We start from the raw sequence: 12176 nt of genomic DNA on the forward strand, positions 1-12176 counted from the left end.
GAGCGGGACTGACAGGAGCTGCTGGGTGACGAGTGTGGACGTACGTACTGAATCGGACTCGGAAGACTCCGGACCCAGCGGCTATGCGGCGGCCCGGCTGCGCCTCCTTCAGGGGGAGGCGCAGTCCGGGCCGCCGCGCCGTTCGGCCCTCGCCGATCTGACGGACGACTGGCTGACCGGGCTCTTCACGGGCGCGGGTACGGGTGCGGGCGTGCCGAGGGGGGTCTCGCTGGTCGCCGTGGGCGGTTACGGCAGGGGAGAGCTGTCGCCGCGCAGCGATCTCGATCTGCTGTTGCTGCACGACGGCAGCGCGGACGCGGGGGAGGTGGCGGCCCTCGCGGACCGCATCTGGTACCCCATCTGGGACCTGGGGCTCGCGCTCGACCACTCCGTGCGGACACCGGCCGAGGCGCGCAAGACCGCGGGCGAGGACCTGAAGGTGCAGCTGGGGCTCCTTGACGCCCGGCACGTCGTGGGCGACCTGGGGCTGACCGCCGGGCTGCGCACGGCGGTACTCGCCGACTGGCGCAACCTCGCGCCGAAGCGCCTGCCCGAGCTGCGCGAGCTGTGCGAGGAACGGGCCGAGCGGCAGGGGGAGCTGAGCTACCTCCTGGAGCCGGACCTGAAGGAGGCCCGCGGCGGCCTCAGGGACGCGACCGCGCTGCGGGCCGTCGCCGCGTCATGGCTCGCGGACGCACCGCGCGAGGGGCTGTCCGACGCCCGGCGGCGGCTCCTGGACGTGCGGGACGCGCTGCATCTGACGACGGGACGGGCCACGGACCGGCTCGCCCTCCAGGAGCAGGACCAGGTCGCCGCCGAGCTCGGACTCCTGGACGCGGACACCTTGCTCCGGCAGGTGTACGAGGCCGCTCGCACCGTCTCGTACGCGAGTGACGTGACGTGGCGCGAGGTGAGCCGGGTGCTGCGGTCCCGCTCCGTGCGGCCTCGGCTGCGGGCCATGCTGGGCGGCGGCAAGGGGGCGGCGGCGGAGCGGTCGCCGCTGGCCGAGGGCGTGGTGGAGCAGGACGGGGAGGTCGTCCTCGCCCGGGCGGCCAGGCCCGAGCGTGATCCCGTACTGCCGCTGCGCGCTGCCGCCGCCGCGGCCCAGGCCGGGTTGCCGCTCTCGCTGCACGCGGTGCGCAGGATGGCGGCGGCGGTGCGGCCGCTGCCCACGCCGTGGCCCGCCGAGGCCAGGGAGCAGCTGGTGACGCTGCTCGGGGCGGGGCGGCCGACGGTGGAGGTGTGGGAGGCCCTTGAGGCCGAGGGGCTCATCACCCGGCTGCTGCCCGACTGGGAGCGGGTGCGGTGCAGGCCGCAGCGCAACGCCGTGCACACATGGACGGTCGACCGGCATCTGGTGGAGACGGCGGTCCAGGCCTCGGAGCTGACCCGGCGCGTGGGGCGGCCCGACCTGCTGCTCGTGGCCGGGCTGCTGCACGACATCGGCAAGGGCTGGCCGGGGGACCACTCCGAGGCCGGGGAGATCATCGCCCGTGACGTCGCCGCCCGGATCGGCTTCGACCGGGCGGACGTGGCGGTTCTCGCGACCCTCGTACGCCATCACCTGCTGCTGATCGAGACGGCCACGCGGCGGGACCTGGACGACCCGGCCACGGTGCGGTCCGTCGCGGACGCGGTGAAGTCCGCGGGGACCCTTGAGCTGCTGCACGCGCTGACCGAGGCGGACGCGCTCGCCACCGGTCCCGCGGCCTGGTCCGCCTGGCGGGGATCGCTCGTCGCCGACCTGGTGAAGCGGGTGGGGGCGGTGCTCTCGGGGGACGAGCCGGAGGGCGCGGAGGACGTCGCGCCCACCGCCGAGCAGGAGCGGCTCGCCGTGGAGGCGTTCCGTACGGGCGGTCCTGTGCTTTCCCTGCGCGCGCAGACGGAGGGGGCAGCGGGCTCCGAGGAGGGGGCGGCCGGGGACCCCGAGCCGCTGGGCGTGGAGCTGGTCATCGCGGTGCCGGACCAGCCCGGCGTGCTGCCCGCCGTCGCGGGGGTGCTCGCGATGCACCGGCTCGCCGTGCGTACCGCGGAGCTGCGCGGGGTCGGCCTTCCGTCCGGGCTCGAAGACCCGGTGCTGCTCCTGAACTGGCGGGTGGCGGCGGAGTACGGCTCGCTGCCGCAGGCCGCTCGGCTGCGGGCGGATCTGGTGCGGGCCCTCGACGGCTCGCTGGACATCGCGGCGCGCCTCGCGGAACGGGACGCGGCGTATCCCCGCCGCCGGGGCACGGTGGCTCCGCCGCCCCGCGTGACGGTGGCTCCGGCCGGCTCCCGCGTCGCGACGGTGATCGAGGTCAGGGCACAGGACGCTCCGGGTCTGCTGCACCGCATCGGGCGGGCGCTTGAGTCGGCCGGGGTGGTGGTGCGCAGTGCGCATGTCTCCACGCTGGGTGCGAACGCGGTGGACGCGTTCTACGTGACGGAGCCGGAAGCGGGGTCGGGGCCGCTTACGGGGGAGCGGGCCGCGGGGGTGGCCAGGGCGGTGGAAGGGGCGCTGCGGGGGTAGTGGAAGGGGCGCTGCGGGGGTAGGTGACCACCCGCATCGTGGTGCTGGGCTCCGCCCGGATACTGCGGACCCACACCCGCAGTGGTGCAGATACCCTGGAGGGCGACCTATCCGCCCTCCCCCACGCTCAGCTCCGTGCGAGCGGGGGGCGCCCCCTTCGACCCGAGGATTCGCGACCGCCGTGTTCGACACTCTCTCCGACCGCCTCGCAGCGACATTCAAGAACCTCCGGGGCAAGGGCCGCCTGTCCGAGGCGGACATCGACGCCACGGCGCGCGAGATCCGCATCGCCCTGCTCGAGGCGGACGTCGCCCTTCCCGTCGTCCGGGCCTTCATCAAGCAGGTCAAGGAGCGCGCCGCAGGGGCCGAGGTCTCCCAGGCCCTGAACCCCGCCCAGCAGGTCATCAAGATCGTCAACGAGGAGCTCATCGGCATCCTCGGCGGCGAGACCCGGCGCCTGCGGTTCGCCAAGAACCCGCCGACCGTCATCATGCTCGCCGGTCTGCAGGGTGCCGGTAAGACCACCCTCGCCGGAAAGCTCGGCCTCTGGCTCAAGGGGCAGGGCCACTCGCCGCTCCTGGTGGCGTGCGACCTGCAGCGGCCCAACGCCGTGAACCAGCTCTCCGTGGTCGCCGAGCGCGCGGGCGTCGGCGTCTACGCCCCGCAGCCGGGCAACGGAGTCGGTGACCCCGTCGCGGTCGCCAAGGACTCGATCGAGTTCGCCAAGACCAAGCAGTACGACGTCGTCATCGTCGACACCGCCGGCCGGCTCGGCATCGACCAGGAGCTCATGCAGCAGGCCGCGGACATCCGCGACGCCGTGAGCCCGGACGAGGTCCTCTTCGTCGTCGACGCCATGATCGGTCAGGACGCCGTCAACACCGCGGAGTCCTTCCGCGACGGCGTCGGCTTCGACGGCGTCGTCCTGTCGAAGCTCGACGGTGACGCCCGTGGTGGCGCCGCCCTGTCGATCGCCCAGGTGACCGGTCGCCAGATCATGTTCGCCTCGAACGGCGAGAAGCTGGACGACTTCGACGCGTTCCACCCGGACCGCATGGCGTCCCGCATCCTCGGCATGGGCGACATGCTCACGCTGATCGAGAAGGCCGAGCAGACCTTCTCCCAGCAAGAGGCCGAGAAGATGGCCGCCAAGCTGCAGGGCAGCAAGGGCGGCAAGGACTTCACGCTCGACGACTTCCTGGCCCAGATGGAGCAGGTCAGGAAGATGGGCAGCATCAGCAAGCTGCTCGGCATGATGCCCGGCATGGGGCAGATCAAGGACCAGATCAACAACCTCGACGAGCGGGACGTCGACCGCACCGCCGCCATCATCAAGTCGATGACGCCCGCCGAGCGTGCGGACGCGGCGATCATCAACGGCTCGCGCCGCGCCCGTATCGCCAAGGGCTCCGGTGTCGAGGTCAGCGCCGTCAAGAACCTGGTCGAGCGCTTCTTCGAGGCCCGCAAGATGATGTCGCGGATGGCCCAGGGCGGCGGAATGCCGGGCATGCCGGGGATGCCGGGCATGGGGGGCGGCCCCGGCAAGCAGAAGAAGAAGCAGAAGGTGGCCAAGGGCAAGCGGAAGTCGGGCAACCCGATGAAGCGCAAGCAGGAGGAGCAGGAGGCCGCCGCCCGCCGCGAGCAGGCCGGTCAGGAAGGCGGCGCCTTCGGCCTCCCCGCCGGACAGCAGGGGCAGAACTTCGAGCTGCCGGACGAGTTCAAGAAGTTCATGGGCTGACGTCTTCCCGTCGTACGCCGCGCGTCGTACGCCGCCTGAGGCGCTCCTCCGCTCTGCCGGGAGGGGCGCCTCAGGCGTTTCCGGAGCAGGTGCCCGGCCCCTGTTTGTGTCGTAACGTCCCCATATGAGCAACCCTGTGCCGCCGCGCCGGGCGACCGACAAGCCCTGGCGCTCCGAGGGCGCACCCCCGCCCGCGCCCACGCCGCCGCCCAAGAAGAAGATGCCGGGCGGGTGGGGCGGGCTCATCCTCACCGCGCTCGTCGTCTATCTCATCGCCAACCTCGTTCTCTCCTTCTTCAACGAGGGCGACGAGCCGACGATCTCGTACACGGAGTTCAGCAAGCAGGTCGACTCCGGGAACGTCACGAAGATCTACTCCAAGGGCGACGCGATCCAGGGGCAGCTCAAGAAGGAGCAGGAGAAGCCGGGCGACGCGAAGGGGAAGTACACCAAGTTCCTCACCCAGCGCCCCGCGTTCGCCGACGACAAGCTCTGGGACGACCTCACCAAGCACGACGTCACCGTCACCGCCGAGCCGGTCGTCCAGGAGCGCAGCTTCCTCTCCAACCTGCTCATCTCGCTCGCCCCGATGTTGCTCCTGGTCTTCCTGTGGATCTTCATCGCCCGGCGGATGAGCTCGGGCATGGGCGGCGGCGCGGGCGGCATGCTGGGCCGCAAGGCGCCGCCGAAGCCGGTGGAGCTCGAACCCGGCGAGCAGCGCACCACCTTCGAGGACGTGGCGGGCATCGACGAGGTGGAGGGCGAGCTCAGCGACGTCGTCGACTTCCTGAAGAACCCCGGCGCCTATCGCGAGATGGGCGCCAAGATGCCGCGCGGCGTACTGCTCGCGGGCCTGCCCGGCACCGGCAAGACGCTGCTCGCGCGGGCCGTCGCCGGTGAGGCGGGGGTGCCCTTCTTCTCGGCGTCCGCATCGGAGTTCATCGAGATGATCGTCGGCGTCGGCGCATCGCGCGTACGGGAACTCTTCGCCGAGGCCAGGAAGGTCGCGCCGTCCATCATCTTCATCGACGAGATCGACACCATCGGACGGGCGCGCGGCGGCGGCAGCGGCATGGGCGGGCACGACGAGCGCGAGCAGACGCTGAACCAGATTCTCACCGAGATGGATGGTTTCTCCGGCTCCGAGGGCGTCATCGTCCTCGCGGCCACCAACCGCGCCGACATCCTCGACCCCGCCCTGACCCGCCCCGGCCGCTTCGACCGGGTCGTCACCGTCAGCCCGCCCGACCGCAACGGACGCGAGGCCATCCTCAAGATCCACACCCGTGAGATCCCGATGGCGGACGACGTCGACCTCGCCCAGGTGGCCCGTACGACACCGGGGATGACCGGCGCGGAACTCGCCAACCTCGCCAACGAAGCCGCCCTGCTCGCGGTCAAGCGCAAGCAGAAGCTGGTCACGCAGGCCGACTTCTCCGAAGCGCTCGAAAAGGTCCAGCTGGGCGCCGAGCGACCGCTGGTCATGCCCGACGAGGAGCGGCGGCGCACGGCGTACCACGAGAGCGGGCACGCCCTGCTCGGCATGCTGCAGCCCGGCGCCGACCCGGTCCGCAAGATCACCATCGTGCCGCGGGGGCGCGCCCTGGGCGTCACGCTCTCGACCCCGGACTCCGACAAGTACGCGTACACGGAGGAGTATCTGCGCGGCCGGATCGTCGGAGCCCTGGGCGGCATGGCGGCTGAACACGTCGTCTTCGACGCCATCACCACGGGCGCCGAGAACGACCTCGAACAGGTCACCAACATCGCCCGCGGCATGGTCGGCCGCTGGGGCATGAGCGAGCGCGTGGGCCGCCTCTCCGCGCTCCCGGCCGACGCCCAGCAGGCCTACGGACTCTCGGCCGCCCCGGTCACCCTCGACACGATCGACCACGAGATGCGGCGGATCGTCGACGCCTGCTACGAGAGCGCGTGCCGCCAGCTGAGGGACCACCGGGACCAGTTGGACGCCCTGGCGACGGCGCTCCTGGAGAACGAGACCCTGGAGGAGGAGGCGGCGTACCGGATCGCCGGCATCACCCGGCTCACCAAGTACACCGACTAGGCCGCCTGCCGGGCGAACCGGTTCCGCGGCTCTCCCCGGAGACGGCCCGCGGGGAGCTTCCTGCCGTACAGGACAAGGAGGAGATCCTGCGCGGAGCCGGTCAGGGGAGCGCCGCTGCCGTAACTCCAGTCGAGATCGTCGGCGCGCAACTCGACGCCGCCGACGTCCGCCCCGAAGAACTTCGTGCTCTTGGGCGTGACCTTCTTAAGAAGGACGCCGATTCGGTCCAGAGGGACGCTGCGTCCGAGGCCGAGGGCGACCGAGATGTCGAGGCCGTGGACCACGTCGTGGCCCAGGGCTCCCTCGATCCCGGTCATGGGCGGCTGCCAGGGGTGGTCCGCGTTCTCCCGCAGGAAGGCGGCGAGCTGCCCGGTGGGGTGGGCGGCGGCGTCCCTGCGGGCGCAGCGGTCGGTCATCCGGTGGAGGCTGCCGCGCGCCTTGACGAGTTCGGTCAGCGTCTTGGGGAGCGAGTAACGGAAGCCCAGCGACATATGGGCCGCGACGTCCCGGACCCGCCAGCCCGCGCAGAGAGTCGGCGCCTCCCACTGTGCGGGCGTCAGTTCGTCGAGCAGGGCGGCGAGGTCACGGCGTTCGGCGGCGATGGCCTTTCTGATGTCCACGTCTCCAGGGTGTCCAGCGCCTCGCCATAAGTCCAAGAGCTGGATCTTCTCGCCACTAGCATTGCTGGTTATGGAACTCCGGCAGCTCCAGTACTTCGTCGCCGTGGCGGAAGAGGCCAACTTCACCCGCGCCGCGGAACGCCTGCACCTGGCCCAGCCCGGGGTGAGCGCCCAGATCCGGCAGCTCGAACGGGAGCTCGGACAGCCCCTCCTGGACCGCTCCGGCCGGTCGGTGACGCTGACGGAGGTGGGCGGCGCCGTCCTGCCGTTCGCGCGGGCCGCGCTCGCCGCCGTCGAGGGCGTGCGGCACACCGTGGACGAGTTCACCGGACTGCTCCGCGGCCGGATCGCGCTCGGCCTGGTGTCCGGCGCCGCCACCCACGAGTTCGACGTCGTCTCCGTACTCGCCGACTTCCACGACGACCACCCCGGAGTCGAGATCGCCCTCACCGAAGACAGCTCCGACCGGATGCTGGCCGCGGTGCGCGGCGGCGAACTCGACATCGCGCTCCTCGGCCTCACGGGCGAGGAGATCCCGCCGGACATCTCCCTCCAGTTGGTGATCGACGAACCCCTGGTGGCCGTCGTCCTGCCGGGCGACCCCCTCCTCGCTCCCGAGGGCCGCACGACCGTGCCACTGGCCGAGCTGCGCGACCGCCCGCTGATCAGCCTGCCGCGCGGCACCGGGCTGCGCGGCGTGCTCGACCGTGCCTGCGCGCAGGCCGGCGTCCGGCCCCGCATCGCCTTCGAGGCCGCCGCCCCGCAGGTCCTGGTCCAACTCGTCGTCCGCGGCCTAGGAGTGGCCGTCCTGCCGGCCATCGAGCCCCGCACGGCGGCCGCCTACGGACTGCGGACGCTGGAGATCACGGACCCCCGGCCCCGCGCCAGGATCGCCCTGATCTGGCGCACGGACGGGCCCGCGAGCCCGGCGGCCGGGGTGCTGCTCGACCGGCTGCGGGCAGCCCTGGTCCGGAACTAGCCGGGCTGCCGCGTACGAGCTCCGGCTACCGCGTACGCGCGATCAGGTACCGGAACACGTTCGGCATCCACACCGTCCCGTCCCGCCGCTTGTGCGGGTGCAGGGCCTCCGTCAGCTCCTTGTCGACCTGGACCTGATCCGTCGCGCCCACCGCCGCGTCGAACAGTCCCGTGGAGAGCAGACCGCGGACCGCGCTGTCCGTGTCCGCGTACCCGAAGGGGCACGCGACGCGTCCCGAGCCGTCCGGTTTGAGTCCCGCCCGCTGGGCGACCTCCTCCAGATCGTCACGGAGCGCGGGGCGCCAACTGCCCGTACTACGGAGTGGGTCGGCGAGCTTGGTCGCCACCCTCAGTACGGAAGAGGTCGTGCAGCGCTCCGGCGGACCCCAGCCGACCAGGACCACGGGGGTGCCGTGCCCGGTCAGCGGAACGGCGGACTCCAGGAGCCCGGAGAGCCCTTCGGAGTCGCCCGCCGTACAACCGATCGGCTGGAACGCGGTGACCATGTTGTACGAGGACGCGCCCGGCCCCGACAGATCGGCGGGGCCGCCGTCCACGAGCCGGGCCTCGCCCTGAGGTTGCGCGTCCGGGCTCGCCTCGGGCAGCAGGCGTTCGCGGGCCAGGGCGAGCCGTTCGGGCGCCGAGGGGTCGAGACCGGTGACCGAGGCGCCCCGTGCCGCCGCCATCAGCAGGGCGAGTCCGGAACCGCAGCCGAGGCCGAGAAGCCGGGTTCCGCCGCCCACGTCGAGTCGTTCGTACACCGCTTCATAGAGCGGAACCAGCATCCGTTCCTGAATTTCCGCCCAGTCACGCGCGCGTGCGCACCGGTCCACGCCGCGGGGGGTCGAGCCCGCGCGGGGGAGGTGCGGCTGCGCGAGTGTAGGTGTCATGGAAAGCGCCCCAATCCGCCGAGAGTTGCTGGAGTGTCGTATTCAAACGGTTCGTCCGCCCCCGTGCAGTGCGCTCGCACTCCCCCCGTATGCCAGGGAACTCCGCATCCGTCGCGACGTCCAGAGGTTGTGGGGCAATGCTTGCGTGCCACCGTCGTGCGCCCCCCGGAGGAATTCAATTCACGCGCTCCGGGGCCCCGCCGTACCATGCGCGCCATGGCTAAGGCACCCGTTCTCACGCCTCGGGCGGAAGACTTCCCGCGCTGGTACCAGGACCTGATCAACAAGGCCGAGCTGGCCGACAACGGCCCGGTGCGCGGCACCATGGTGATCCGGCCGTACGGCTACGGCCTGTGGGAACGCATGCAGCAGGACATGGACGCGCGCATCAAGGAGACGGGCACCCAGAACGCCTACTTCCCGCTGCTCATCCCCCAGTCGTACCTGACCAGGGAGGCCGAGCACGTCGAAGGCTTCGCCCCCGAACTCGCCGTCGTCACGCACGGCGGAGGCAAGGAGCTCGAAGAGCCGGTCGTCGTGCGCCCCACCTCCGAGACGATCGTCAACGAGTACTTCTCCAAGTGGGTGCAGAGCTACCGCGACCTGCCGCTCCTGATCAACCAGTGGGCGAACGTGGTCCGCTGGGAACTGCGGCCCCGGCTCTTCCTGCGGACGTCGGAGTTCCTCTGGCAGGAGGGGCACACGGCGCACGCCACCTACGAGGACGCACGCGACTTCGCGGCCCGCATCCACCGGGACGTCTACGGAGCCTTCATGCGGGACGTCCTCGCCATGGACTTCGTCCTCGGGCGCAAGACCGCCGCCGAGCGCTTCGCGGGCGCCGTCAACACCCTCACCCTCGAAGGCATGATGGGCGACGGCAAGGCCCTCCAGCTCGGCACCAGCCACGAGCTCGGCCAGAACTTCGCCAGGGCCTTCCAGACGCAGTACCTCTCCAAAGAGGGCAAGCAGGAACTCGTCTGGCAGACCTCCTGGGGCAGTACGACGAGGATGATCGGCGCCCTGGTGATGATGCACGGCGACGACAGCGGTCTGCGGGTCCCGCCGCGCCTGGCCCCGGTCCAGGCCGTCGTCCTCGCCGTCAAGGACGACGAGGCGGTGCTCGCCGCGGTCCGCGAGATCGGCGACCGCCTGACGGCCGCCGGCGTCCGCGTGCGGATCGACGACCGCACGGACACGCCCTTCGGGCGCCGCGCCGTCGACTGGGAACTCAAGGGAGTGCCGGTCCGCGTCGAGGTCGGCCCCCGCGACCTCGCGAACGGCACCGCGATGCTCGCCCGCCGCATCAGGGGCGGCAAGGAGCCGGTGGCGATCGACTTCCTGGCGGCGCTGCTGCCCGCGGTCCTCGAAGAGGACCAGCAACTGCTCCTGGACCAGGCCCGCGAGCGCCGGGAGTCCCGCACCTGTGACGTCACCACCGTCGAGCAGGCGGTGGAGGCCACGGCCGCGGGCGGCTGGGCGCGCATCCCGTGGGCCGCGCTCGGCCCGGAGGGCGAGGCGGAGCTCGCCGAGCACTCCGTGTCCGTACGGTGTCTGGTCGCGGAGGACGGGGCGGTGCCCGACGCCGACGAGACCCCCGGTAACGTCGCTGTGGTGGCCCGCGCCTACTGACGGGCGGGCCTCCGGTGCCAGGGCGCTTGTTCTCGGCTCGCACGCCTGCCCGCGCAACACGAGCCCCGGTGTGCGGGGCGCCTCTACGCGCCGGGGCGTACGCGCTACTACGTACCGGCTTGCCACGAGCTGCGAGGCTTCTGCGCAGATCAGCGCACCCGCCCTCGTCCGGACACATCAACGGCAACTGACGGGTACGTGCAAATTATTTGGGATGCCCCGGAATGGAACCCCCGGGCATCCCTGCTCGTTGTTCACGACGTGAGCACGACACCACCTGTTCTCGCCGCAGAGCTGGCACAGGCGTGGGCCGATATTCAGCGGCACCACCCCGAGCTGCCCGATCTTGCCGCGCCCGAATCCCTGATCGGAGAGTCGTCGTCCGCCTGCGGCGCCGAGCTCTCCTTCGAGCGACTGCTCCACGAGGCAGTCCATGGCATCGCCGCGTCACGCGGCGTACGCGACACCTCACGCGCGGGCCGTTACCACAACCGCAGATTCCTCGCGATCGCCGAGGAGCTGGGTCTCGACCACCCCGACGAGCCGCACCCCAGCAGCGGCTTCTCGCTGGTCACGCTCAACCCCGAGGCCCGCAAGCGCTACCGCCCCACGATCGAGCGGCTCCAGCGCGCCCTCAAGGCGCACACGGCGGCGACCGCCGCCGACACGGCACGCAGCTTCCGCGGCCCGGCCGCCCGGCACGGCTCCTCCGGAGGGGGCGTCCGCGTCAAGGCGGTCTGCGACTGCGGACGCAACGTCCGCGTGGTCCCCTCGGTGCTCGCCCAGGCGCCCATCGTCTGCGGCGGCTGCGGGAAACCCTTCCGCATTCCGGAAGTGGTCGGGGCCGCCGCCCGCTGACGGGGCTGAGCTGGAGGTGTGCCGGTCGGGGCGTCCGGACTGGGTGCGGACGCCCCGGCGAGGTATGGCACAATGGCTAGCTGTACTCGACAGCCGCATAGGAACCCTCTCGCCTCCGGCTGACGCGTCCATCGGGCACCCCGAGTACCGCAACCCCACGTGGCATCTCGTTGTGCCCAACCACGTCAAGACCAGGAGACACCACTCCAGTGGCAGTCAAGATCAAGCTGAAGCGTCTGGGCAAGATCCGTTCGCCTCACTACCGCATCGTCGTCGCCGACTCCCGTACCCGCCGTGACGGCCGGGCCATCGAGGAGATCGGCCTGTACCACCCGGTGCAGAACCCCTCGCGCATCGAGGTCGACTCGGAGCGCGCGCAGTACTGGCTCTCCGTCGGCGCTCAGCCGACCGAGCCGGTCATGGCGATCCTGAAGCTCACCGGTGACTGGCAGAAGCACAAGGGCCTGCCGGCCCCGGCGCCGCTGCTCGTCGCGGAGCCCAAGGACAAGCGCGCCGCGTTCGAGGCCTTCACCAAGGGCCTCGAGGGCGACGACGCCAAGGGTGAGGCCATCACCCAGAAGGCGAAGAAGGCCGACAAGAAGGCAGACGAGGCCAAGGCCGAGTCCGCCGAGTCGACCGAGGCCTGAGCATGCTCGAGGAGGCTCTCGAGCACCTCGTGAAGGGCATCGTCGACAACCCCGACGACGTGCAGGTGGCCTCGCGCAACCTGCGCCGGGGGCGTGTGCTCGAGGTCCGGGTCCACCCGGAAGACCTCGGCAAGGTGATCGGCCGTAACGGCCGCACCGCGCGCGCTCTGCGGACCGTCGTGGGCGCCATCGGCGGCCGCGGTGTCCGCGTCGACCTCGTCGACGTGGACCAGGTTCACTGA

The 12176-nt window shown here is 71.5% G+C and carries 10 protein-coding genes; 8 read left to right on the forward strand and 2 right to left on the reverse strand.

Going from position 1 to position 12176, the window contains the following annotated elements; all coding sequences use genetic code 11:
- Positions 1-25 precede the first annotated feature (25 nt).
- From ABZ906_RS35890 to ftsH, 3 genes are all read left to right on the forward strand, one after another.
- Positions 26-2506, forward strand: a complete 2481-nt coding sequence (locus tag ABZ906_RS35890; protein WP_361389999.1) for a [protein-PII] uridylyltransferase — start codon at positions 26-28, stop codon at positions 2504-2506.
- A 181-nt stretch (positions 2507-2687) separates the two neighbouring features.
- Positions 2688-4244: a signal recognition particle protein gene (gene ffh, locus ABZ906_RS35895; protein ID WP_361194112.1), complete on the forward strand. Its 1557-nt coding sequence runs from the start codon at positions 2688-2690 to the stop codon at positions 4242-4244.
- Positions 4245-4368: 124 nt separating this feature from the next.
- A complete protein-coding gene (ftsH, locus tag ABZ906_RS35900) occupies positions 4369-6309 on the forward strand; it encodes an ATP-dependent zinc metalloprotease FtsH (protein ID WP_361194109.1) in 1941 nt (646 codons plus the stop codon).
- Here the strand turns inward: ftsH and ABZ906_RS35905 are convergent.
- On the reverse strand, positions 6306-6929 hold the full coding sequence (locus ABZ906_RS35905; RefSeq protein ID WP_361390001.1) for a maleylpyruvate isomerase family mycothiol-dependent enzyme: 624 nt from the start codon (positions 6927-6929) through the stop codon (positions 6306-6308). The two genes, ftsH and ABZ906_RS35905, sit on opposite strands and share 4 nt — an antisense overlap.
- Before the next feature lie 70 nt (positions 6930-6999).
- Between ABZ906_RS35905 and ABZ906_RS35910 the strand changes: the two genes are divergently transcribed.
- Complete coding sequence (locus ABZ906_RS35910) at positions 7000-7908, forward strand: LysR substrate-binding domain-containing protein (protein WP_361390003.1); 909 nt, start codon at positions 7000-7002, stop codon at positions 7906-7908.
- A gap of 25 nt (positions 7909-7933) precedes the next feature.
- Here ABZ906_RS35910 and ABZ906_RS35915 read toward each other — a convergent pair whose 3' ends face one another.
- Complete coding sequence (locus ABZ906_RS35915) at positions 7934-8797, reverse strand: SAM-dependent methyltransferase (protein WP_361390005.1); 864 nt, start codon at positions 8795-8797, stop codon at positions 7934-7936.
- 216 nt (positions 8798-9013) lie between these two features.
- On the opposite strand from ABZ906_RS35915, the gene proS reads away from it, so the two are divergent.
- From proS to ABZ906_RS35935, 4 genes are all read left to right on the forward strand, one after another.
- Positions 9014-10429: a proline--tRNA ligase gene (gene proS / locus ABZ906_RS35920; RefSeq protein ID WP_361390007.1), complete on the forward strand. Its 1416-nt coding sequence runs from the start codon at positions 9014-9016 to the stop codon at positions 10427-10429.
- 261 nt (positions 10430-10690) lie between these two features.
- Positions 10691-11287: a hypothetical protein gene (locus tag ABZ906_RS35925; protein ID WP_361194096.1), complete on the forward strand. Its 597-nt coding sequence runs from the start codon at positions 10691-10693 to the stop codon at positions 11285-11287.
- 209 nt (positions 11288-11496) lie between these two features.
- Complete coding sequence (gene rpsP, locus ABZ906_RS35930) at positions 11497-11934, forward strand: 30S ribosomal protein S16 (RefSeq protein ID WP_135334708.1); 438 nt, start codon at positions 11497-11499, stop codon at positions 11932-11934.
- 2 nt (positions 11935-11936) lie between these two features.
- Positions 11937-12176, forward strand: a complete 240-nt coding sequence (locus ABZ906_RS35935; protein ID WP_119295199.1) for an RNA-binding protein — start codon at positions 11937-11939, stop codon at positions 12174-12176.

The sequence above is a fragment of the Streptomyces sp. NPDC046925 genome (assembly GCF_040644915.1).
Taxonomy (GTDB): Bacteria; Actinomycetota; Actinomycetes; order Streptomycetales; family Streptomycetaceae; genus Streptomyces.

Coding starts and splice junctions, on each gene's coding strand:
- ftsH (WP_361194109.1), top strand. CDS start 4,369: ATGAGCAACCCTGTGCCGCCGCGCCGGGCGACCGACAAGCCCTGGCGC.
- ABZ906_RS35910 (WP_361390003.1), top strand. CDS start 7,000: ATGGAACTCCGGCAGCTCCAGTACTTCGTCGCCGTGGCGGAAGAGGCC.
- ABZ906_RS35915 (WP_361390005.1), bottom strand. CDS start 8,797: ATGACACCTACACTCGCGCAGCCGCACCTCCCCCGCGCGGGCTCGACC.
- proS (WP_361390007.1), top strand. CDS start 9,014: ATGGCTAAGGCACCCGTTCTCACGCCTCGGGCGGAAGACTTCCCGCGC.
- ABZ906_RS35935 (WP_119295199.1), top strand. CDS start 11,937: ATGCTCGAGGAGGCTCTCGAGCACCTCGTGAAGGGCATCGTCGACAAC.